Origin of the sequence: Shewanella sp. SM32, assembly GCF_025654235.1 — a bacterium.
GTDB classification, from domain to species: Bacteria; Pseudomonadota; Gammaproteobacteria; order Enterobacterales; family Shewanellaceae; genus Shewanella; species Shewanella oncorhynchi.
In genome coordinates this window covers 15549-38529 of the sequence record NZ_JAKKRO010000038.1, presented here as the reverse complement: position 1 = coordinate 38529, position 22981 = coordinate 15549, and the positions used below count along the sequence as shown (strand labels likewise).

The 22981-nt window shown below is 41.4% G+C and carries 22 protein-coding genes and 1 pseudogene; 6 read left to right on the top strand and 17 right to left on the bottom strand.

The window, feature by feature from the left end; translation table 11 throughout:
• Window positions 1-5: 5 nt before the first annotated feature.
• The 4 genes from L5M10_RS15310 to L5M10_RS15295 all read right to left on the bottom strand — a co-directional run bounded on the left by L5M10_RS15310 (window position 6) and on the right by L5M10_RS15295 (window position 4345).
• Complete coding sequence (locus L5M10_RS15310) at window positions 6-812, bottom strand: hypothetical protein (RefSeq protein ID WP_263255518.1); 807 nt, start codon at window positions 810-812, stop codon at window positions 6-8.
• Window positions 809-2254: a hypothetical protein gene (locus tag L5M10_RS15305; RefSeq protein WP_263255517.1), complete on the bottom strand. Its 1446-nt coding sequence runs from the start codon at window positions 2252-2254 to the stop codon at window positions 809-811. Before L5M10_RS15305 ends, L5M10_RS15310 begins: the two co-directional genes overlap by 4 nt.
• Before the next feature lie 782 nt (window positions 2255-3036).
• Entirely contained in the window at window positions 3037-3582 is a 546-nt protein-coding gene (locus tag L5M10_RS15300) for a PIN domain-containing protein (RefSeq protein ID WP_261272569.1), read from the bottom strand.
• A 172-nt stretch (window positions 3583-3754) separates the two neighbouring features.
• Window positions 3755-4345, bottom strand: coding sequence for a hypothetical protein (locus L5M10_RS15295; protein ID WP_263255516.1), 591 nt, complete (start codon window positions 4343-4345; stop codon window positions 3755-3757).
• A 444-nt stretch (window positions 4346-4789) separates the two neighbouring features.
• Here L5M10_RS15295 and L5M10_RS15290 point away from each other — a divergent pair, with 444 nt between their 5' ends.
• Window positions 4790-5218: a DUF6957 family protein gene (locus tag L5M10_RS15290; protein ID WP_263255515.1), complete on the top strand. Its 429-nt coding sequence runs from the start codon at window positions 4790-4792 to the stop codon at window positions 5216-5218.
• A gap of 147 nt (window positions 5219-5365) precedes the next feature.
• Here L5M10_RS15290 and L5M10_RS15285 read toward each other — a convergent pair whose 3' ends face one another.
• The 6 genes and pseudogenes from L5M10_RS15285 to L5M10_RS15260 all read right to left on the bottom strand — a co-directional run bounded on the left by L5M10_RS15285 (window position 5366) and on the right by L5M10_RS15260 (window position 9226).
• Entirely contained in the window at window positions 5366-6202 is an 837-nt protein-coding gene (locus tag L5M10_RS15285; RefSeq protein ID WP_263255514.1) for a PhzF family phenazine biosynthesis protein, read from the bottom strand.
• 30 nt (window positions 6203-6232) lie between these two features.
• Window positions 6233-6598 (bottom strand): hypothetical protein, encoded by a 366-nt coding sequence (locus L5M10_RS15280; protein WP_263255513.1) that lies wholly within the window; start codon window positions 6596-6598, stop codon window positions 6233-6235.
• A 94-nt stretch (window positions 6599-6692) separates the two neighbouring features.
• Entirely contained in the window at window positions 6693-7556 is an 864-nt protein-coding gene (locus tag L5M10_RS15275; protein ID WP_219234174.1) for an alpha/beta hydrolase, read from the bottom strand.
• Between the two features lie 206 nt (window positions 7557-7762).
• Window positions 7763-8038: pseudogene (locus L5M10_RS15270) on the bottom strand (DUF952 domain-containing protein); the annotation flags it as partial.
• Window positions 8039-8634: 596 nt separating this feature from the next.
• Window positions 8635-8838: a hypothetical protein gene (locus L5M10_RS15265; protein ID WP_220777824.1), complete on the bottom strand. Its 204-nt coding sequence runs from the start codon at window positions 8836-8838 to the stop codon at window positions 8635-8637.
• Between the two features lie 130 nt (window positions 8839-8968).
• Window positions 8969-9226, bottom strand: a complete 258-nt coding sequence (locus L5M10_RS15260) for a hypothetical protein (RefSeq protein WP_263255512.1) — start codon at window positions 9224-9226, stop codon at window positions 8969-8971.
• A gap of 327 nt (window positions 9227-9553) precedes the next feature.
• Between L5M10_RS15260 and ltrA the strand changes: the two genes are divergently transcribed.
• On the top strand, window positions 9554-10858 hold the full coding sequence (ltrA, locus tag L5M10_RS15255) for a group II intron reverse transcriptase/maturase (protein ID WP_263255511.1): 1305 nt from the start codon (window positions 9554-9556) through the stop codon (window positions 10856-10858).
• 81 nt (window positions 10859-10939) lie between these two features.
• On the opposite strand, the gene L5M10_RS15250 is transcribed toward ltrA, so the two are convergent.
• The 6 genes from L5M10_RS15250 to L5M10_RS15225 form a co-directional block, all read right to left on the bottom strand.
• Window positions 10940-11419 (bottom strand): hypothetical protein, encoded by a 480-nt coding sequence (locus L5M10_RS15250; protein WP_219234170.1) that lies wholly within the window; start codon window positions 11417-11419, stop codon window positions 10940-10942.
• Window positions 11420-11977: 558 nt separating this feature from the next.
• Window positions 11978-12214, bottom strand: coding sequence for a hypothetical protein (locus tag L5M10_RS15245; protein WP_106650479.1), 237 nt, complete (start codon window positions 12212-12214; stop codon window positions 11978-11980).
• A 104-nt stretch (window positions 12215-12318) separates the two neighbouring features.
• On the bottom strand, window positions 12319-12669 hold the full coding sequence (locus tag L5M10_RS15240) for a hypothetical protein (RefSeq protein WP_263255510.1): 351 nt from the start codon (window positions 12667-12669) through the stop codon (window positions 12319-12321).
• A 245-nt stretch (window positions 12670-12914) separates the two neighbouring features.
• Window positions 12915-13154: a hypothetical protein gene (locus L5M10_RS15235; RefSeq protein WP_263255509.1), complete on the bottom strand. Its 240-nt coding sequence runs from the start codon at window positions 13152-13154 to the stop codon at window positions 12915-12917.
• 87 nt (window positions 13155-13241) lie between these two features.
• Window positions 13242-13616 carry a hypothetical protein gene (locus L5M10_RS15230; protein ID WP_263255507.1) on the bottom strand — a complete coding sequence of 125 codons (375 nt, stop codon included), beginning with the start codon at window positions 13614-13616 and terminating at the stop codon, window positions 13242-13244.
• Between the two features lie 74 nt (window positions 13617-13690).
• Window positions 13691-14005, bottom strand: a complete 315-nt coding sequence (locus tag L5M10_RS15225; protein WP_182751884.1) for a hypothetical protein — start codon at window positions 14003-14005, stop codon at window positions 13691-13693.
• Window positions 14006-15481: 1476 nt separating this feature from the next.
• On the opposite strand from L5M10_RS15225, the gene L5M10_RS15220 reads away from it, so the two are divergent.
• From L5M10_RS15220 to L5M10_RS15205, 4 genes are read left to right on the top strand one after another with little or no spacing between them, the layout of a single operon-like run.
• Window positions 15482-16102, top strand: a complete 621-nt coding sequence (locus tag L5M10_RS15220) for a Tn7 transposase TnsA N-terminal domain-containing protein (RefSeq protein WP_261271641.1) — start codon at window positions 15482-15484, stop codon at window positions 16100-16102.
• Entirely contained in the window at window positions 16102-18117 is a 2016-nt protein-coding gene (locus L5M10_RS15215; protein ID WP_263255530.1) for a transposase family protein, read from the top strand. Before L5M10_RS15220 ends, L5M10_RS15215 begins: the two co-directional genes overlap by 1 nt.
• Entirely contained in the window at window positions 18111-19061 is a 951-nt protein-coding gene (locus L5M10_RS15210; RefSeq protein ID WP_126491949.1) for a TniB family NTP-binding protein, read from the top strand. The genes L5M10_RS15215 and L5M10_RS15210 overlap by 7 nt, the downstream gene beginning before the upstream one ends.
• Window positions 19052-20401: a hypothetical protein gene (locus tag L5M10_RS15205; RefSeq protein ID WP_263255505.1), complete on the top strand. Its 1350-nt coding sequence runs from the start codon at window positions 19052-19054 to the stop codon at window positions 20399-20401. Before L5M10_RS15210 ends, L5M10_RS15205 begins: the two co-directional genes overlap by 10 nt.
• Window positions 20402-21270: 869 nt before the next feature.
• Here L5M10_RS15205 and L5M10_RS15200 read toward each other — a convergent pair.
• Window positions 21271-22944, bottom strand: coding sequence for a diguanylate cyclase (locus tag L5M10_RS15200; RefSeq protein WP_263184735.1), 1674 nt, complete (start codon window positions 22942-22944; stop codon window positions 21271-21273).
• Window positions 22945-22981: the final 37 nt, after the last annotated feature.

Sequence of the window (22981 nt, the reverse complement as noted above, 5' to 3'; positions counted from 1 at the left end):
ATACCTTAATTTACATTACTAATTTTGATTACTACAGCGTTGCTCTTTTCAAAATACTTTTCCCAAAACAAAAGATGAGTACGACCTTGGCGGATGTAGTCTTTTTGTCTCGTTAAATAGAGTATTTCAATTTCTGCACCATTTAGATTTGCTAATACAGACCCCATGTAGGGACTATTCTCAACTGAACTATACGTAAGCTTTGGCTGTCTGTAGTGTGATAATTCAGCCGTGTGATGTAACAAGTCGGAAACGATAACTAATTGTTTAAATTCAGCTTTTGATGAGGAAAAGGAATATACTCCTACCGCTTTGATTGCATCCAAAATAGGTGATTGCTTTGTTAGTTCTGCTTCCAATATTCCAGTCACAGCTGATTCAAGTTTTTCTTTGAATTTTTTGTCCCAATTAAGTTTCAAGCGCCGTTTGTTTGAAGTCCATTCACTTCTATCTGCGCCGTCACCTGGGTTACACGTAACTATAAGTGGCGAGATTTTTGTTGGGTCTTCAGTGATTGTATAGACGGTTACTCTCTCATCAACTATTGAATTATCCAAAATAAGTTCAAGTTTATTTTTAATTGCTTGGTATTGCGTAGGATTAACTGAATCAGTTGTATCTACAAGTAATACGCTCTCTTTAGCTATAAAACCATCAATACGGCAATTGTCCTTTTCATCTCTTAGAACTTGGTTCTTACTTACATCTATAAAAAAGAAAAAGCCAGCGACGAACACCATGATTGCAAATGTTATAAGCAAAATACCATAGAGATCATCTCTTTTTTTTTTGTTAGCTCTACTTCGACTCATATTTTACAAACCTCATCAATTAACTTTACTTTCTCGGCTTGCACAGTAAGCAGTTTGTTTTTAATTTCAGGGAACTCTGATGCTGCTTTGTTCAGACACTCATCATACTGTTGACGACGATCTATAGGTTCACTGACTTCAGTTAGTTCATCGAATGAAATAGCGATTGGGAGTGAAAAATAACTCGGTGGTGGTGTTTCACGCTCTTTCTTGTTGGTTTGTCGATAAAGAGTCACTAGGTACTCATAGGCATTTCGTAGATTTGACAGATAGTTGCGGTAAAGACCGAAATCATTTTTTATTGACGAAAATAAAATATTCAATGTATTTCTGTCTTTCTGAATTTTCCTAAAATGCTGCTCAGCTTTTGCTAAATGATCTTCATAGACTTCATGAATAGAATCGCAAAGTTCATCCTTTGTCACAACTAATTCATCCTTTGCTGATTGTGCTCTACGAGCAACTCGCCCATACCCTGGATATATATCATCCCAGTTATATCCTTTGTAGAGAGCTATGAAAAATACAATTACGCCTAACGCAACGAGTATCCAAGAGTTAAAATCCTTTAAAGCAAATAGGCCCTCACTGGCGTTTTGAATCGCAACTGTAGCCCCATTATCTGGGTCGATATTCATTGCATCACGATAATGACCAACATATAGATTACCCATTAAAGCCAATACGCTCATCAAGATTGTACCAACCAACCCAAGAGTGCGTTTCATTGGAGATACATGGTTTTTGAATCGAAGGATCAACACACCTACAAAAAAACATCCAATACTTACATTCAAGAGCGATATGATAAGAGCCTGAAATGCACCACCGAGTAAACCTAATTCATTCCCTTGTGCAAAAAAATTAGCATTTAGAACAGTTTCCGAAATGAGCATTACCATTAATAAACCAATACTTTTTAATTTGCTAAGAGGATAATCAGCCTCACGTCTAAGATTATTTTCGCGTTTAAAGGCCTGTAAATCATCTAAGCTAACAGTGAATTGCTCTTTGAGTTGTTTTAATTCAGCCTCAGCTTCTTGGTACTCGCGATTTATAGTGTTACTAAACGTTTCCGGAATCGCAGTAAGATCAGCTAAGTCACGTTCGATCGAAATATTTGAAATCTCCATTTCTTTGTAATTAGCATCTTGCTGAATTCTTGCTTTTGCTTGGATTGCTCGCTTTTCCATTTCTTGCCTAATCTGCAATTCCTGTGCATCAACGCTACTGGCATCACCTGGCGGTAGATTCTGACGTGCCATTCGTTTAGCAATATTTTCTACATCAAAGTGGATGGCTAATTCTTCTGCTGTATCGGCAGGAAACTCTACTGGCTTATAGACAGATACAATGGTTTTTTTATTTATTCCTTTAAACATCATCGCTCTCATTTTATTTGATTTTTTTTGATTTACAGCGTCTGCGATAAATATTGTCACATTCGATTCATAGCTACCCTTTTTCGTGTAACTTACATTGGTAGGCACGTGTATGAACCTGAAAATACGCAAATCACGCACACATTTTGCGTAGTTTACGATGCATTTCATTTTACTCGATTAATCATTAACGGTCATTGATATTGTTGCATTTTTGCAACTTTATCATAAAATAAATCAAACATGCGTCTGAGGTTCACTAACGAAAACTTTTTTTCAAAGTGGTTAGTTTGAAAATTTCATTCGCACATCACCAATGAGCCCTATGTATCTGATTTACTTGTCTTTGTTTTCATGGTGATTTGGTTGATCTCAAATTTCCACTAGCTTTTAACTAGACAATCCCTTTGGAGGACTTTTTAATAATACCTCAGTTCAGATTGTCGCTAGATTGATGCATCATCTAAAGTTCGAATTTCTTCTATGCATGATATAAATATATTTAATTACATAACGTTAAATCACTATTGGATTGTTCGACTAGAGTTTATAGGACGGATTTTACAAGCCGTTAATTTAGCAACAGTTAATGTGATTTCATTGAGCAAATTATTAGTACCTTGTTTATGCACATAATTTCTTTGAAAAAGTTAGTTAAGTCTTATTAACGCGTTTTTGGGCAAAACAGTCTGATACGTCGGATATTTTCAATGCTTAAGTTTCGTTCTGATTACCAGAATCATTTAAGTGATTAATTTTTATGATAATTCAATTCTGAATCGAGCTCCTGACTCATAAAAACAATACGGCCAAAAACCTAAGAGAATACATGGAATAATCAGCTAGTATTTGTACTCCACTGTATCACCAGAAATCTTAACGAGTTCTTCTTTCACCAGTTGGTTGAAATAATTTTGTATCGCTACATCGTTTCCCTTAACCCCCATATGAGCCGCAATATGGTTACGAAGACTTACGACCTTTTTAGGTCGCTTTTCTTTAGGCTTCGACGTTAATGAGCTAATCAATTTACTTTTTGTACTTGGTGCGGTGGCAACTTTGACCTGTTTGCAAATTCTGCCATTCGTTTTGATATGTGAAATTAGCGGTGAAAAACCTTGATCATTACTGATGATTTCAAATGATACGTTTGAAGAAGCTTCGCTATCAAACTTACCGAGGTAATATGATAGATGGAAGTCTAGGTTATTGGACTGAGTTGCCTTAAGTTGAACTAAAACAAGCTCGATAGGAGAATCGTATTTAGTGTCGCCAAGGTCAATTTTTGGCTGTTTCGCACCAAGGAATAGAACCACTTTGCTGTAAATAGCGAGGTCTACTTTACTAAGACATCCAATGTTCTCATAGTCTATAAATGCCCACTTCAATGTGTGTCTCCTTAGTCTTCGTATAATTAACGCTGCGCTTGTTTAAGCCAATAGCGCTAATTCCTTCCCTCATAAGCAAAATCGGATTGATATGTAAAACTAACGTCCGGTTGTTGTTCAGTATCCGATGTTTGGTGCGGTTCTGCTAGATACCGACATTTCAACAGCTTCATTACTTCACTTTATTATTAATAAACTCTAAGGAGTTGAAAAATTGATCTGACATAAGTGTAATACCATTAGGTACATTCTGTAGATCAGAACGATACGAAACCTCAAGCTGGATCACGACGCTTTTGTTGCCAGGATGCCTACAGATATAGCCCATAGTGCTGAAATATTGAAATGGTTGGCTGCTCTTACTTTTGCTTGCGTGGTCTTCCGCAATGGTGTCGTACTTAACGCAGGCGCTTCCATTTAAGGTTGCTCGGTTGTTTTTCACACCTCGGTCGACGAATCTCGTTTTATCATCGTTTCTCTCACGCTCTGCAATCACATAATCAAAGAATGAGTCATCATCTTCATGTCCGCCGACACCAAACACCAATGCATTTGCAATCAGACTATCTGTTTTAGACGTCATTTCTTTGCCAAAGAAAATGCCCATTTGGTCATGTTGCATCAAGTACCAGTTAGGCTCATTGGGTGAACTTATTGTTGCCCCAAGAATCTCATAGGTCTGCCCAATACCGGCTTGAGGAAAGTTTGGTTTGGATGCGCATGCACTCAAACCAATGGCGAACAGTATCACGAGATATTTCATTGCAGCTCCTTTGCCCCTAACCTAACAAACAGTGCTTGAATGCCAAGCTGCAGTCGCGCAAAGAAAAACGCATCAATGCAGCGACTCCAAACAGATTTAGCATACCTATACCGAAACTGAGCATTAACGATCGAAGTCAAAATATATTTACGCAAGACCTCCTTCATTAAGCTGATGTTATTAAATGTTAACGGCTAAAAAATGGCAAGCTAATTACCTTCAAAATGGGTCTCGAATAACACAGTGAAAAATTGATGATGGACAGTCTTGTACTGAAGAGAGAGTCATTTATGTAAGTTAATTTTAATGATGTCTACTGGCAGAATCGTATTGAACATCTAAACTAAAATTGGGTTGTTGCAATGTTCGTGATATGCAGTCCGGTTTATAGCGTAAATCAGCTGCTTAAACGCACTTGCGCCTTTAATATTTAAGGAGCAACCCATGATAGAAAAACTGGCTCAACAAGCTGAAATAACAGCAGAACTGTTCTCTCTTGAAGGCATCCCTACCGCATATGGTTGTCGAATGGATGATATTGAACAGATGAAATTGCATTGTAAGTCAATCCAACCATTCAAAGCTTGGTGCGTCGTTTCAGAGTGGATCATTTGGATTATTGATGTCCCACAAGGCACCCCTGGCACTCACCCTATTAAAGAGCTGGTACTGGCGAATCACATAATTGAAGATGGCCAAGGCCGTTTCCCCAGTGGTGGATGGGTCAGAACCACAATGGTTATCCATACTCACCATAACTGCATCTTTGAAACGAACAATACCTTCTACATTTTAGTGGGAAGCGGTAACAGTAAGCACCTGTCCCTCAACGAGTTTGGTCAGAAAATTAAATTATTCAGTCAAATCTACTGATACGCTCAAAATGGGCTCTTGAATAAGGGCCTACCTACCTTGCTAGTAAAGTCGATGTTGATATAGAGTAAACCACAGCAATCGCAACCACCGCGGCTCAATGGGGCAGGAAACGCCACGCGTTGACAGTCCCTATTGAAGCGTTAGTTAAATTGCAATTGCTCGCAGCTTTGCTTGAGCAAATACTGTTATTGAATTCTCAGTTGCTCGCTCTACTTCAAAATAACCACCGGACATTGAAAGTTGACGCACATTCAATAAGTCTGAACCAAATTTTTTAAACCAATACGGTGCAAGAGAGCATTGTGCTGAGCCTGTTGCCAAATCTTCAGATATGCCAATTTTTGGAGCAAAGTATCTTAGAACATAACCATTATTACTATTTGCAGCCGTTACAATTAAAGCATGATATTCATTGATTTCTCTCAAGCGCTTATAATCTGGCTGGAAATTCATTACCGTCTCTACCGAGGGGAAAACTAAGACTAAATCTCGAGTAGAAAAAACATCAATGGCATCAATCGCCAAATCAGCTATTTCTGCTGGAACAGAACAAGGCTTACCTTCCCAACTCGGCAATACGAGTGAATATAGGCCATTTCTTTTAGAAATCACGACCTCACCGTGTTTACTGTTGAAAACTACTTTTTCCAATTGGTACTTAGAAAGGATCGCTGCACCAGCTCCCAAACTACCGCTACCGTGACCACAAAGGTTAATTTCACCATCCAATGCAAACCAGCGAATGTGAAATTGTCCGTCGACGTTAGTAATGAACGAAGTCACTGGCAGTCCAACATCATGAGTAATTTGATGCAACTCAGTATCAGACAGCCAGTTATTTAGCTCTAACACTCCACAAGGATTGCCAAAAGCCGATTCGCCGCTAAACACATCATAAATCTCTATTTTGATAATCCACCATCCTTGACTGCAATTTAACGCTTTGCACACGTGCAGTCGGCGCGAAGCGGCACCAGTCAAAGCCCCAACGGGGCGATGTGTTACAACTTGTTATAGGGCAGGTTTACCATGAAATGCAACATATAAACTTTGTAGCTTTGTTGGCACTAAAGGCCAGCCCATTTCTTTAGTTTTCTGGCTAGCCTGCCAAAACAAATGTTCTACATAATACACATCAATAAACTCAAACTCTTTTGGATGCGCATTGGGTAATTTTTCATTTATGTAATCTAGATAGCTTTGAGCTAACGCAATATTGCCAGAAGAAAATGCCTGAGTAGTAGCATTTGCAAACTCCTCCATTTTTGAAGTGGTCATAGAGACATCGTGCGAATCCATTTTGCGTTTCACTTCTGGGAATAAAAAGCATATCTCATTCAAGAAATTATCGATAATTTGATCTTCTGCCTCGTTCATCTTTAAGTCCTATTACGCTTAAATTTAGCGCGGAAAACCGAGTAGCGAGTTAACGTCGCAGCCGGCGCTTTTTGCTGGCGATCAAATTTGCTTGTTAGCTGCTTTTGCTTTGTCTTGGAATGGCTTTTTGAAGGCCATCCGTTAATAACACTGCAAAAGCACTGTGATGAGTCAACCCTAGCAATACTTTGGATTGAATGTTTAACCCTTGATAATCTCGTGATTTTAACTGATTCTCAAATGCAAGCATTTGCTCCACCATACTACCTTCTTCACTGCCTATGTACATGAACACCCTTGCTTTCATGTCCTTATTGCTTTTTGCATAGTCACTTTCAAGTCGAAACATCACTTTGTTGTCATACCAGAACGATGGACTACCTAAGATGTAATAATCAAATAACTCTGGTTTGGTAATCAGGATGTTAGCACCAAGCAATCCGCCATATGAATGACCAACAAATATTTTTTTATCCTGTCTGATTCGGTATGTTTGACTAATCAGGGGTAAAACCTCGTCTGAAATGAAACTAATGTACTGACTGGCTTTACCTGAATACTTCTGAACTTCGAGCGAATGCCCTCGTTTTTCATTTGGAGCAAATGTTGGCGTGTAGTCTCTGGTGCGACTAAGCAAAGGGTTATGTCCTTTGGAATATGAAATCCCTACAATAATGACATCCTCAATATCTCGGCCTGCCATCAGATGTACAATGCCACTCGCCACTGCAACTGAATAACCTGTGTCATTTAACAATACCAACGGGTATTTTTTGTTGTTTTCTGAATAATCGTTAGGCAAGCGGATATATAGTTCATATTCCAATCCGCTTCCTTCAGATTTTATTTGTAGGGTATGTGTATTTTGAATTTTAAACTCAGTGCTTTCCTTGGCACTTAGCGGCACAGAGAAAAAAACAACAATAGCAAAAGCCAACTTAATAAACTTAAAAAACATCATTTTCCTTAAATATATGAAGGTTAAACGCAGCTAGGATCGATAAAAATAGGAAGGTCGTTTATGAGAGATACACTAAATGCACCATAAGCATCAAGTTCTTCTTTGCTGACCCCGAAATAGTCAGAAAAATAGATATTCACCCGATCCCTCTTTTTAATTTACAGTTGCGCATAGAGTGCTCCAACGCTTAGTTAGAATACAGACTACTCAGACAGAGCTTTTCCTATCCGAAACGAGACAGCACCTTCGTCATCTTGCCCTGCGTCTAACGCAAAAGCTCGAACCACATTTTCAACTGCTACGCCCTCAACATAAAGATTTGGCCAGGTAGCTAAAGGTTCCTCAGCCCTCTCTTCCCATTTCAGATATTCCGCCACCCCAGAAACATCAATCTCAAGAACGACAGGCTCTTCCTCAACAGAAAACCATCGGTTCGCTACAAGCTCCACATCCTTCAACTCATTCAGATGAACTCTGCCCCGCCGTTTATCTGCTTAGCATCGAGGGACATGCCCGCAACGCTGAGCCTCAACCCAATCTTCTTTAGGAACAACTCTATACAAATGATTCACACCGGTGCTTCCTATCTGTCTTATAACGTTTGGTTAAGGGGCGGGCTTTAGCCCGCCTAAATGAGCGAAACAAACGATTTGTCATACGCCGCTGTTTAACTCTATAGCCATGGGCTGCACCAAAGTGGTGAGTCAGCTTTCAATGATCTGAGCCAGTAATAGTGGACACTCTGTATCATTACTCAAGTTGTTCTATCTATTTTTGGGCCAAAGCTGGTTAACCCGAAGCCAACACAAACAGACTGGTTTTGGCGTGTGATTCACACTACCCCATACTGATTCATTGGCTCAATTTTGGGACAAAAGCTTGTTGGGTCTTAGGTTCTAATTAATCGGTTTCAGATAAATATATCTATGGGTTAACGCCACGTTAAGGTGTGATCAACGCTAACACCGAACCCAAACCATCGCACCTTAGACACAAAACTCGACTTAAACTGAAAAATGCCGAGTGTAGGGAATCTGTCTTAAACGCATTTTTATACAACAAGTACAGATTGTTTTTAGAGTGAATTGCCATCCCATTCATGCTTAGGGTCTGGTATAAAAGTTAACCCCATGCCTTCACTAACGAATGAAGATATTAGCCACCCACCAGGAACCTTGGTTCTGTATGTATATTTACTAGATCCCAAACCACCATTATTTTTCAATGCTTCCCAATTTAAAACAGGTGAATTGCTTGTTCCACTTGAAAATAATCCCATTAATTTATCCAAATATTGAATGTTGTATAACGCCAAGCTTTGGGGCGGCTGAAGAGTAGCGTATGCCGTCCCAGCCACGATAACGGCGACAATAGCGCTTTGTTATGTTTTTCAGAGGTTATCACTAAATTCATAGGTTCAGATAAGCCTCTGTTTTAGCTGAATCTAAATCTTGGAAAAAACCACCTATTCCAGAAGGCGACCAGTACCCTTCACCAATATATTCCCAATCAGTGATATCCCATTTGTAAACAAAATACGTGTAAGCACCATCGATACGCTGACCAACTATAGCAACAGTCTTCTTCGAGTCAGAATATTTTCTTTCAATTTCGTCGAACGCTTTCTGTGTGCCAGTAAACTCACGGTATTCTGGTGCTTCAGTCATACTTTGCCTTGAAAACATAACGCCAAGTGAAGGGGCGAAGTGCGCAGCACTTTGTCCCGCTGGCACGTTTTGTGTACGCCCAGCATGGGCATGAACTAATGAGGTGAAAGTCCTCTGTAGGAAGGTCACTGTTCAATAACATACTGTTATTAAACGTTAACTACTAGCGAATGGCAAGGGCTTATCATTGATGATTGGTTTGAAGGAAGCCGCTAGCAAATTTGCGAGCTGATGAACAAGAACATCATATGAGGCGTAGGCTAGAGGTGAGTTGGCAGGGCCTCCCCCACGAAGTAAGGGGACAAGACGACGAAACCACTTGATCTAATGGCCACTGTAAATGAGCAACCAGCCTTCAACAGCGATTTATTCCAACAACTGCTTCAGCCTGAGAATCTACACCGAGCTTGGCGTCAGGTTAAAGCCAATAATGGCGTGGCTGGTATCGATGGCATGACCATCGAAGCCTTCCCGCTTTGGGTGCAGCAAGGCGGTTGGCAACAGTGTAATTCTCAACTTGAGTTAGGTGAATATCAACCCTCAGCAGTCAGACGCGTAGAGATCGACAAACCCGATGGCGGTAAACGCAAACTGGGTATCCCTAACGTCATTGATCGTGTGATACAGCAATCAATTGCTCAAATTCTCACGCCGTTGTTTGACCCTTCCTTCTCGGCTAATAGCTTCGGCTTTAGACCGAATAGGAATGCCAAACAAGCGGTCTTGCAAGTCAGGGATATCATCAAACATAAACGCAAATTTGCCGTCGATGTTGATCTGTCCAAGTTCTTTGATCGAGTAAATCATGATCTCTTAATGACTCAGTTAAGGAGCAAGGTACAGGATAAGCGTCTGCTGGCGCTTATTGGTAAATGCCTGCGTGCTGGCGTGATGATCAACGACCAATTTGAAGCAAGCTTCGAAGGCGTACCTCAGGGCGGCCCACTCTCACCATTACTATCAAACATCATGTTGGATAGTCTGGATAAAGAGCTGGAAAGCAGAGGGCATCACTTCGCCCGCTACGCGGATGACTTTATCATCTTGGTCAAGTCTCAACGAGCGGGCGAACGTGTCCTCAAGAGTATTACTCGCTATCTTGCCACTGAGCTAAAACTGGTTGTTAACGAACAGAAAAGCCAAGTGGTTAAGGTAGGCCAAAGCAAGTTCCTAGGGTTTACCTTTAACCGCGGAAAGATCCAGTGGCATGTCAAAACACTGCACATCTTCAAACAAAAGATAAGGCGACTGACAAACCGCAATTGGGGCGTGAGCATGAGCTATCAATTGTTTAAAGTGCGGCAATACATGCAAGGCTGGATCAACTACTTTGGCATAGCCAACGCTTACCAAGGGTGTGTCGATTTAGACCACTGGATCCGTCGTCGAGTACGTATGTGCTACTGGCGTCAATGGCGAAAGCCACGGACTAAGGTACAAAACTTACTCAAACATGGCGTCAGGATCCAAGCGGCCGTTGCTTGTGGAATTACAAGCAAAGGGCCGTGGCGAAGCTCGAAAACACCAGGGATACAGCAAGCGCTGAGTAATGAGTATCTCAAGAAAGCAGGTTTATGTCCACTGAGAGATGGATGGATTGCAGTTCACTATCCGAACCAGAAAACAGGTTAGGCGTTCTAAATGAACCGCCCTGTGCGGAGCCGCATGCATGGTAGTGTGGGGGCTGGAGGCTAAATACCTCCGGCTACCCGATTACATGCCGATGCTATATTCATGGCACAGGCGATTAATTTGCGTTTCATGTTGATTGATTAAAGGGCTTATAAGCATTGCCTCTTTACCACCGCGTTTAAGGGTTGAAGCTACCTCATTAGGGTTGCTGAACCTATTTAAGAATGGCTGACCAACTTTAACAAATAAATCGAAAAGGCACTTTGAAGAGTTGATTACCTCATTTGATGAGGAAACTGGAAACCTTGCTTGGCCGGAGCCATTAATATTTCCGAGTTCAGCGCCGATAATACACACTCGTTCTTTACCTGAAAGAAATTCTACAGCTACGTTACCAACTGCATCGAAATCTGATTCGTGGTTGATACATGAAATATGGAATAACCACACTACATTCTCACGCTTTAGCTTGAAGTGACGATTGCACTTCACAAACGTCCACTCCGGAAGCAGCTTTTTTAGCTCATCTATAAATTTTTCTTGAAGCTCAGATACTTTCATAGCATGTAACGCCTAGCGAAGCCGTCCGATTGCGCGCATTGTTATGCGGCACGTCACTTCACATCCTCAAGAGGGGCAAAGGAAATCTCTTTGAATCCAGGTGATCCTACTGTCATCTGAGTGACACACCGATCCACAAGTGCTTTTGTTGTCGGAACTTCCGAGCCGCCTGCCAAGCTATTCTTGCAGGTAACCAAGCCCTTAGATGACAGAACCAGTAGTTCGACCTTTCCGACCTTGCCGATCTTTTTTAAGCCATCCTAGCTCCAGCCAATAGCTCACGGCCCTTGGACTCATAAGGTTTCTTAGTACATCACGCCTCATTGGAACATCCTTCGCAAGCTCTTGGGGGGCGCAGCAAATTTGGAATGAAGCAATCGTTCGAGCGCGTCCTTCGGGCGTCAAGGGGCTCTCGTAGTTTCCTGGAGCATAAAATTTATTGTGTGTCATGATTCGCTCTTGGCCGCATAACGCTTTGCTAATTGGCTGCCGCAGCGTAACGTAGGCAGTCCAGTGGAGGCCACGCTGTTTGTGGCCGGAATGAAATTAAGCAACTTGTTAGGAGTTTTTCTGTCCGCCATGAATTAGCTCTTTATTGACCTCATTGATGAACGCCTCAACCACCTTTAGCGAAAGCCCACTTTTATGGAAGTGGATTTTTGCCTGTTTTTCCTTATAACTGACTAGCTCTGCTTCAATTATTAATTCGTTATCGAGTGTGCATTCCAAGCTAAGTGTATCGAAGTCGTTAGCGCTTGTAACAACAAGAGTATATTTTCTTCCTTCAATTTCCATGTTACTCAAGACTCCTAAGGCTTTGCTAATTGGCTGCCGCAGCGCAGCAAAGGCAGTCCAGTGAGGCCATACTTGTTGTGGCCGGAACGAAATTAAGCAACTTGTTATAGGCCATTTGTATCAACCTTTTGCCCACAATGGATGCAAACTATTGTACCTGAAAACCAATGCCAAACAACTTTATCCCAGCTACCACTAGAGTCTGGATGTGGTGTTTTAAATCCTTGAATTGTAAGGCACTTATTGCAATGAGGACAGCGATTAAAATATGCCAATATTAAATGGCTAAGTGCTGCAATAAAGAAAGCACCAAACAAATAAACAATAATTGCAGCACTTGAATTTGGATCAGCAAAAGCCTTTAAATATGCCAAAGTGCTCAAAAGTAAAATTAATAACGCCCAAGTAATAAAAACACTTAAAACATCCAATTTTCCTAATGTCGATTTATTCACCAAACTTCCTCATGGCTTATAACGCTTTAAACAGCGGAAAGTCCGAGCGTACAGGCCGTTGTTTGGCCTGCGAGGGATTTTCCGATGATTTAACTTGTTATGTAACATGTGTCACGAGCCTTTCATGATGTTTTGATTAAGCTCTTCAAATTCCTGCATTAGTTTATCGCAGGCTGCCTTTTTAGCCTGGCAAAGAGCTGTCATTTGAATATAAATACTTTGGTTTTTCTCAAGTACCTTACGTTTTACTGCTGCAGGATGCGCAGGGTGAGAATCTGGGGTAAACGACCATAAGACCATATTAGAATCTTCTTGGTCTTCGATGATTGTCCATCCGCCTTGCACACTAATTTTCGTCCCTTCTTTATTTTTAATGCTTCCATAGCTAGGGCGACTGTTTTAAAACCAATTGAGCTATTTTCATCGGCATATGAAGGGGCGGAAAGTAGTGCAGCCCAAAAAACTATTATGGTTCCAAATTTCACATTACTCTCCTTGTTACATAACGCCCCGCGCATGCGCGCGAACTTGTGAGCGTCGCAGGGGCCGAAGGCCCAGAATGACGCGGATTGTTATGTGTGAATTTCAAATCGAAGCTCCCCGCCAGATATTTTTATATTGCCAAAATCACCGGTAAGCTCAAATCCACCATCGACCACCTGCAATGTATCAATGTTGCCATAATCAATTGAACCGTCTGGATCAGTTGATGACATTACAGCTGATTTGGTTTTTAAACCAGTTACGGAAACTGTATTAACGAATTGAAGTATTGCTTTTCGGTAACACGTATATTCATTTAGCTTTGGCTCAACATAATATTTAGACTCTGGCCAAATGCTGGCTTCCAGTTCAAAGCACAGGCGGTTATTTTCATAATTCCAATCTAAAACGAAAGAATCATTGAGATCGATGCCCTTAAATACTTCCATTTGACGCCAATCCATAGTCATTCACACATAACGCTTAAAGCATGGGCGCGGCTTTATCGCGTCCAATGCCTTTACTTGTTAACTGCTGATTACGAGAACTGTTTTTCATAAGCTTCTCGATGGTGTTTAAAATACTTATCATATTCCTCATAAGAATCTATAAGAGCTGTGACTTCAAGGCACGTTTCTCCCATTTCCTTTGTAAGGTCTTCAAAAGAAATAGACTCACATTTAATTTCGGTATCTCGGCCCTGCTCATATAGCTCAGCTTTCACCACACCAGATAAAAACTCATAGTTTTCAGTTGGAGTGACACTGCCAAATACGAAACCCATCGGCGGATCACCACCTTCTAAGTTGGTAGTACCAATTACTACATCATTAATTCGAATTTCGTAGATCACTCAAACCTCTAAGAGCAGTTAACATTTTATTAGTGCAACATTTTATTAGTGCGCATGCGCGTTTACCTCATTAGACCAGTAAAAACGCGCACTGTTAATTACTTGTAATAAAAGGAACTTATCAGCTTTTTTTCAAATACACCATCTGGAAAAACGCGCATGCGCGTTTCCCAAACCTATTATCTGCTTAATGAAAAGTATAAGTAATTAATTTTAATGCTATTTATTTAAACGAAAATGAGAAAACGCGCACGAATACAGGATGAAAATCGTTCAAAAATCCTTATAATTTGAATACGACTGTATAATTATCCAGTTTTTGATGGGTAGTAATGAATTACATCACACGGGTGTAATGATGAAAATGTCTAAGACAGAAAGTCCGTTTGTTACTGATCTACTGACAACTTGTTAACTCGTTTTGGGGCATAAGCTATTTAGAACAGACTGCCATATTGATAACTTAAGATTGGCATTGTTGTATCCACTGTTCGTCGTTGCATTCGTATATTTTATTGTGACCCAGGGATGAACGGATCGACCGCAGTTCATTACCCTAGCCAGAAGTAGGTTCGGTATCTAAGGTCTAATACCCGCATGCCTCAACAAGCAAAAACGTTATAGATGTATCAGTCATATCATTAACCTTCCCGTCTTTTGTGGACAACAAATAGAGTACGCTTCAGACATTTGCCCCTTTCTCAACTCTCGCGTTAATCCGCCACATGAAGGCATACAACTGTATTCCGGCGTGTTTAGCGCGTCTTGCCCATCGAGGTTCAGCATGCGTTTATCTGGCCAAACAAACATGCATTTCTAAATCGCGACATCAGGGGCAACTTTCGAATGGGTTATGCGTAATTAAAAACAATAAACTTGCCTTTTTTCACGGTTTGCAAAAAAAAATCTCCATTTCCTCAAAAATATTTTTTGCTGACAAATTTAAGGTTCATTCGTCGTTTATATCATTGTTATGTAGTAACAAATTTTAATGTGGATTAATCGGCTTATCCTTAAGTTAGCGATGTTCACACCGTCATTTTGTAAAGATAGATTTACAGCGCAAATGCGCTTATGCAGAGCATGTTTTAAAAAATAATGCTTTAAAAACAATGATTTTTAAAAATCATTGTGAATGCATTTTTTGAATGTAATGCGTTTTTAAAATACGTTTTCAAGCTAAAAGAATTGAAATAAAACAGCGAGGTATCAATAGCGATTGGGGGCATCGAAGTGTGATGAACGCCTGCATGTTTTTTTAAAATGAATTGTGCCTTGCGCGAAAATTCACAAGTTTTTGTGGATTTTCGAAAATTGAATATGCTGCTCGCGTGTTAACAAACACACGTGAGCGCTTTCCCCATGTCGGGAAAGACGTTTGCCTTATCCATAGGGGTAACCTTTAATTTTAGCAGAGATTAATTTTTCCGCTGCAAATTAACGGTTAGCACTCTGAAATGTAGAAAGAGGTGTAACGTGAGTAACAAGTATAAAGCGAATAAATCACGCGGCAGGCATGTATATCAATATTTTTCGCAGAAGAATCAAGCCCCGCTGAAGGTCGAATCATTCCTTGAATTGTGTATTGCGGCGCAGATGGAGTGTGAACCGAATATAGTTGCCTATGCTGCGCAGCCTGAAAGCCTGCATCTCCATGACAGTATTACCAATAAGACCATTCGATATACACCTGATTTTCTTATTAAATATGCTAATGGTACTGCGGCATTTATTGAAGTCCATCATTCAAGTCATATCACGAAAGACTTCCAGTCGCGATTAGCGCTATTCAATGAATACTCACTTAAGACGGCTAATGTCCCTATCGTCCTCGTTGATGAGCGTCAGTTAACGCCCATGATTTATACCAACCTCCAATTAATCGCTAATCGGCGTTCTGCACGGTTATCATGTTCACTCAACCATGCAGACCTACCTGAATTGTTGACATTTGAGGCGTTAGTCGATTGGCTCAAGCCTAGAAGCCAAACATCCGTGGGTGATGCGTATCATTTAGTCGGAGCCGGTTTTTACCAATTCGACAAATCACAGTTGCTACTGGCAAGCACAACCCTGAATAAGGTGATGCTATCGTGATGTTTGCTCAGGCGCGTGACCATCAATTCCACAATAGCAACGGCGACATCATGACGGTCTTGTTTGCTGATGACGTGTCGATTTTGCTCGAAGTGGATGATGATGAAAAAACGCGAGAGTTCTTAGCGCTAGATGTATTTAGCACAAAACTGCATGAAAAAACCCTTTTCCCCAAACCGGTCGAAAAAACGCGTCTCATTTTGTCCCCAGTACAGCAAGCGACTCGGGATTCGCGGATTGTTTATATTCATACGCTGCGCGACCTGCTGCAGAACGACGAAACCCTAAAGCCGACGACGTCCACTACCTATCAGAAAATGATTGAAGTTGTTGAGGAGAATTACCCTGCACTCAGAGGGGCTGAGCATCCCAAGAAAACAACGATTAACCGTTACTGGAAGACTTGGATAAGCTCACGTTTCAATGATGACAGTTTAATCTGTAAATCACGCTCACATACCCCCCGTATCGGTGAGGAGTCTAACGCGTTAATCGACACGTATTTAAGCACGACTTACCAAGATAGTCGCCATAAAGTGGCTACGGGTCATTATGCTTGTTACAAACAAGATGCGCTGAAAGCACGTGAAACAAATCCCAATATTATCGTTGCAAGCAAACGAACGTTTTCGCGCAGAATTGAAGCGAGACAGTCGATTTGTGACAAATTAGACGATCCAAAAACTCCCCACGCTGAACGTCAGCAGCTCTCACTTAACCTGATTAAACGGATAAAACTGCATTACCCATTGCAACGTGTTGAACTCGATTGTTTGCACACAAATATCCGTGTTATTGACGATGTCACGGGGGAGTTAACTGAGCCTGTGGTCATCTATTATGCACTTGATTGTTATACGCGTGCACCGCTAAGTATGGTTTTTGATTATGGCAAAGGAGAAGCGACGGAGGTTGTTTTACAGTTGATCCAAAATACGTATTTGCGTGACGACAATCTCCCCTTTTGCGGTAAGACAGATACGTTCATCATGGATAATGGCCCTGCATTTAACAACAAGTTAATTAAGAGTCTATGTGAACAGCTGGGGAGCAATATCGTTTATACCCCTTCGAATACACCGTCAGCGAAACCCTTTGTTGAGTCGCACTTTAGAGTGTTTAGGCAAAAATTTGAGTCGATGGTGGTGACGGATTCAGCCGGCAACCGCACTGTTGGTTTAAATACCTATCCGAAAAAAGGCACTAGAACAAAAATAAATCCACTTAAGAATACGCATATTACTGCCAGTACGTTCACAAAGATAATCAATACCATGCTGACAGAATACGCTCACAAGACCCATTCAGGGTTAAATTGCTCACCGATATTCTGTTGGCAGCAATCTAGGGTGGTGCAATCTTATTATGATTACGATTCTATTAAGCACCACTTCCATGTCGCGACGCAGGCGCATGAGCAGCAACTCGATTCAAGAGGTTTTGTCCGTGTATTGAAACACCGCTTCACCAGTGTTGAACTGAAAAAAGTGCATACGTTACTCATGACCTATGGTCACAAAAACGTCAACCCCACCGTTCAGGTGTTTTACAACCCCTATGATGCAAGCAGTGTCACTGTCAGCGTTGCGCTCCCGAACGAGACAGAGGCCAGGTCAATCGTTGCTTATAACTATGATGAAGAAATCAACTCGCGTTGGCCCGTTTCCTTTGCACAGTTAAATGGCAAAGTGCAGAAAGGACAACACATTTTCCAAACTGAAAAACATCAGGTTACCGGTCAATATGCCGTCACGATTGACCGTTTCATTCCCGCCAAAACGGTACGCAGTAAACGAAGTGGCAAACCGACAAGTTCGTTTGAAGACAATAATGCAAAAGAGCTGTCAATCGAGCAGCGCATTCAGAATGCCAATGCGACTGATTCGTTAAAAGATATTAAGTGGCAAAACTCATTAGACAAGACTGAATTGGCTGACAAACAACGCGCAAGCCAACTGAATGAACCAGAACAAATTATTGATAACACGCAAAGGGACACTAAAGCCTTATGGTAGTCAGCATACCTACACCTGTAGACACCTTTATTGTTAAACATACATTGGTTAAACACGCGCATGAACAAATTGGGCGAGTTCATCAAATGTGTCACCTTCCCAATAATAAAAAAGGCGTGCTCATTTATGGCAAATCGGGCGAAGGAAAAACCTACATCGCTGAATGCTATGCCGCTCAGTATCCTCCGGTGAAAGAAGTCGACCACATTCGTCTGCCGATATTCACTTACCGTTTTCAAGAAGCGAAAAGCAAAGTTGATGATATTTTGCGACTGTTGATAACGGAATTAGGCGTGCAGCCCCCCATAGGTAAAGTTGCCGCGGGTGAGTTAGATAAGCAATTTCGATTTCTGATTAAAGCACGTGGTGTCGAGCTCATTATTCTTGATGAAATTCAACAGGTTTTTCCTGCTAAACAAGGGAAAATTGCATTAGACATGTTGAAATACTTCTGCGCCCTACTCGACACGCTCACTTGTTCAATTGTCTTTATCGGTAGTGAGCGGGCCATGCGACTCCTGACCTTCGGCGAAGTGGATAAAACCGTCGACGACAACGAGCAACTCAGTCGCAGAATGCTGAGGTCAGTAAAACTGCATCGTATCTTACCGAGAACGCAAGAATGGGTTGATTGTATCAACAGCTTTCTACAGCAAATCAGCGCTCCTCAAATTGGTATCGAGGATAAAGAGCTATTAGATAGACTTTACGTTGCCTATATGGAGCGCAGCTTCAGTACCCTTGATGGCTTATTCATGCGTGAAGATATGAGTCATATCAAAGACCGCCACACACTGATGATGCGTTTAAAAGCGAACTTTTATATTTACAGCCAAAACGTCAATAATCCCTTTGATGAGTCTGAATATAGCTATAGGGCAATAGACGCTGCGGTCACACATGAATACCAGAAATTAAAGCGGGAGTTGAAAACGTGTCTTTAGCCTTTTCGCCACAGAGAAAACCTGATGAAGTTAGCATCGGTTACCTTCTTCGTTTAGCGCGCGCTAATGGTTACGCAAGGATTGGGAGTATGGTGTCGTCAGCTGAGCAAAATAACATTATTAAGCTTCAAATTACACCGGCTCTAAATGCTAAATTTGGCATACCAATAAGCCAAGGTGATGTGTTTTCTACAATTATCAATCCGATGTTTAACCGCAACATTCAACTCAACCCTAAAGTGTGTATTCAGTGCTTGAATGAAGATGGCTACCTGTTAACGGAAGTGCAAAATCCGTTTTGTCATGCCTGCTCCAAACACCAATCTGCACTGACGAGTCAATGCCCCACGTGTTACGAAAGCCTTGCTTGGGATATTCCACTTATAAAAGGGCACTGTACTTCCCCTCGATGCGGGGTACAACTGAAACCCTCCTCAGAAAATGTGCGTTCATTGAGCGAGGCTCAAGTGTCAGATTGCCTCTATGCCGCACTGGTATTGGAAAAAGAGCACATCATGGCGCTCAAACCGAACGCCTATGCTTCACTGCCATTTTATGAAAACATGCTCGAAAAGGGGTATCGGTTATTAACGGATAATGCATTTTTTCGAGAGTGGGTACAAAAGACACTTCAGACAACCTCATCTTTACTACCTCACAATATCCGCAGTGTGGCTATTGTGCAGTTCCTTGAAACACTTTCCTGCACGTGGCCTGCCGCTACGTTAGATATTGTTATCCCAGCTACCCCCGTAGATGGCATTGCTCTTTCGGTGACAGAACAATGGCTTCCATTTGGAAAAGCATCTCGGCTACTTGAGCTGAGGCCTGAAGAATTGCAGCTGCTTCAACACGTTAATTTAGTGAAACATGCACGTAAAAGCAGACTTCACCATAATAGCCAAATTGATGTCGCACCTATTTTCCAGTTGTTAGTCGGTAACGACATCCAACCTGGCATGGTGTGCTTATCAACACTTACGGAGGTCATGGTGCATAATGATGTTGAAATGTATGACATTCTCATAGGATTCAAAGAAGGCCGCCTGCAGTTAGGATATGGCGAAGGTCACAATTTACGACGTGCTATCTGGTGTGAACCGGCGTCTTTTATACGCTTTGCAAAAGACGTCTTTAGCAAGCGGCAATATGACGCTATCTCCCTAGAGAAAGCAGTATCATTAACAGGCTTACCCATGGAGCTACTTCACGCACTTAGAAAAATGGGTAAACTTCGCCCTCCTCGCGTCGCGCGTGCCGGCAGTCTGGCACTTTGCCAATTTGAAGATGTACTACAAATACGCCAGCAACAAAAACCGATGCAGTTATCACTCATATAACAAAGCAATGCTACCTGTTAAAAACTATATATATGAGGTGCTTACGATTTATCCTAAAGCATCGACACTAAGGTTAAAACCCACATTCATCATCGGTAATGATGTGGGTTTTAAGCTGAAAGCCATTCATATAAATCCCACTTATTATCCCCATCGCTTAACTCATTAAAGCAATATCGTCCTGCACCCAATATCCGTTCCAAATATATGTAGCAGACCTCCGCACTCAGATACGATTTAAATAATGGCGTTTTATCCGCGCAAATTTCAATTCGTTTAGATTTTTAAATATACGCCTGTATTGTCGGCGGCTCACTTACCACACCTACAACATATGTAAGTAGAAACCTTGAAGCAATCCGATATGCGTTGACTTGATATTTGATTTGTGGAAAATGAATAGATTGGCGGCGAATAAAGCATAGTATTACCACCAAGTTATTGATTTTAAGGTGAAAAATGAATCTCAATTTAGGTGGCAAAAATGTTCAAAAATCTCAACTTGAATGGCAATGTTGTTATTTTGTTAAAGCACCAAGTGATTGAATAAGTTCAATTACGGCTGCCTGAGATTCTCATTCTGTGTGACCACGAACAGACAGGCCTTAATGCGGGCTGCGTCGAAGCGGCGACGATGGCGGGAATGCACACTTCAAAAGCGATATCGGGTCATCCTGCGGTGATTAAGGGCGAAAAAGACTTCTAAGCTCGTCCTTAAATCTAGCTAAGTCGCAAACTTGGACACTGCTGAGTCCAAGCAAAATGAAGCTAATAAATCTAAGATAAAAACATAAACGGCGCAGATAAATTCTACGCCGTTTATGTTTTCTAATGTTCTACTAAAACGATTATTTTAACTTTTTCAATAGCTAGCTTAAATGTAGCCTCACATCGACACCGCGAGTATCTGCATACTCTTGACGACGCTTATCCATACGCGATTGATATAAGTGAGTGTCAGCAGAACGCAACCACTCATGGGGATCTGCGACCTCAGTGTTTAACGACATCCCAAAACTACACTGGCAATCTTTAAAACCATGGCTTGCTAATTCTTCACCTAAGCCACTCAAAGCACTCTGTAATAACTGGATACCAGCAGAAGGCGTCACAATCACAAACTCGTCACCACTAATACGATAAACCTTCATGTGCGCTAAGTCTGTTGCTTGCAATAACTGCACTATCAACAGCAATAATCTATCGCCTTCTTGATGGCCGAGTGTTTCATTGACACTTTTCAGACTATCGATATTCAATAGTGCTAACGCCATCGGTTGCACGACTTTATCGGCAAATCCTAATTGTGAGTTCATATATTCGTCAAAGGCATAACGATTACCGACTCGCGTTAATCCATCTAAACGAGCCTTTTCCCATGCAATCGCTAACTCTTCAATATGCGCCTTACGTTCCTCAGCAAGTAATTTCAGCTTATTCGCTAACGCTAAGGACAGTAATAACGCATCAGCCGTACCGCCCATCAGAGTCGCAAGCTCTGCATGTTCAATGAAATCAGGAGTGAGCCCCATATTTCCGGGTAAAATAATCACCGCAGGCAACAGCAAGCAAGTAAAGGCAAGAATAAAATAACGCGCAGGAGCAAAGCCTTTCATCAAGCACACATTACCGCAGGTAATCGCTAAAGCAATCCATAGCATGATCAGTACAGAGGCAATAATTGCCGTATAGGATAACAACCAAATACTGGTCGGCAGAGCCACAATACAGGCAAACATTAAATACTGACTAAGACGCCACAGCCGCGGAGAGTAACTAGGCAACTGCAGGAAGTGCTTGTAAAACATGATATTAAAAATGGGCAAACTGATGAAAAACAGATGATGCAACTCAAGGTAATGAAAATTAAATAAGTGTGCTGGCAAATGGAAAGTCAGTGCCCAGCCACCAAAATAAGCAAATACGTAAAGGCCATAGTAGAGAAAGGCTTTATCAAGAATAGAGATATAAATCAAAATATTATATAAGGCGATAAACAATAATCCGCCTAAACACAGCAGCACTGCCATTGCGAGACGGTCAGACATCAACTGATGATCCGCCACACTTTGCAATGCTATCTCAGGGGGAGAGGAGTAATAACGGCTGCTCAGCTTCACAACCAGCCAATAATCCGTGCCCATATTCAAGGTGACCTTACGGCCATAATCGAATAAAAACTGGTATGGAGCACTGTAGCCACTGTGGGCATGTTGTACGCTGCCGTCACTGCCGAGTATCCAATAATCTACGGATTCAATAATCGAATTACTTGCATCCACTACCCAGTTTGATTGACGTTGATTGACCATCACAGGTGTAATCATCCAATAATCGCCACCGGTTAAGCTGACCGAACTAGCTTCGTCGAGTTGTCCCATCCAATGAGGCACGGTTTCAAACCGCTCAGGAGGCTGTTGATCCGCTTTAGCATGGAACAAATACGGGGAGTCCAACGCAATTTCAGCGCTTAATACAGAGGGACTTAATGTCCACAAGAAAAGTAAAAAACACCCAAATAGAGTTTGTTTAAGTTTGTTCATCGGCTTATTTAGTTAAAGGGCCATAGATCATTTTTAC

Coding starts and splice junctions, on each gene's coding strand:
- L5M10_RS15310 (WP_263255518.1), bottom strand. CDS start 812: ATGAGTCGAAGTAGAGCTAACAAAAAAAAAAGAGATGATCTCTATGGT.
- L5M10_RS15295 (WP_263255516.1), bottom strand. CDS start 4,345: ATGAAATATCTCGTGATACTGTTCGCCATTGGTTTGAGTGCATGCGCA.
- L5M10_RS15290 (WP_263255515.1), top strand. CDS start 4,790: ATGATAGAAAAACTGGCTCAACAAGCTGAAATAACAGCAGAACTGTTC.
- L5M10_RS15280 (WP_263255513.1), bottom strand. CDS start 6,598: ATGAACGAGGCAGAAGATCAAATTATCGATAATTTCTTGAATGAGATA.
- L5M10_RS15275 (WP_219234174.1), bottom strand. CDS start 7,556: ATGTTTTTTAAGTTTATTAAGTTGGCTTTTGCTATTGTTGTTTTTTTC.
- L5M10_RS15265 (WP_220777824.1), bottom strand. CDS start 8,838: ATGGGATTATTTTCAAGTGGAACAAGCAATTCACCTGTTTTAAATTGG.
- L5M10_RS15260 (WP_263255512.1), bottom strand. CDS start 9,226: ATGACTGAAGCACCAGAATACCGTGAGTTTACTGGCACACAGAAAGCG.
- ltrA (WP_263255511.1), top strand. CDS start 9,554: ATGGCCACTGTAAATGAGCAACCAGCCTTCAACAGCGATTTATTCCAA.
- L5M10_RS15250 (WP_219234170.1), bottom strand. CDS start 11,419: ATGAAAGTATCTGAGCTTCAAGAAAAATTTATAGATGAGCTAAAAAAG.
- L5M10_RS15245 (WP_106650479.1), bottom strand. CDS start 12,214: ATGGAAATTGAAGGAAGAAAATATACTCTTGTTGTTACAAGCGCTAAC.
- L5M10_RS15230 (WP_263255507.1), bottom strand. CDS start 13,616: ATGGATTGGCGTCAAATGGAAGTATTTAAGGGCATCGATCTCAATGAT.
- L5M10_RS15215 (WP_263255530.1), top strand. CDS start 16,102: ATGTTTGCTCAGGCGCGTGACCATCAATTCCACAATAGCAACGGCGAC.
- L5M10_RS15210 (WP_126491949.1), top strand. CDS start 18,111: ATGGTAGTCAGCATACCTACACCTGTAGACACCTTTATTGTTAAACAT.
- L5M10_RS15200 (WP_263184735.1), bottom strand. CDS start 22,944: ATGAACAAACTTAAACAAACTCTATTTGGGTGTTTTTTACTTTTCTTG.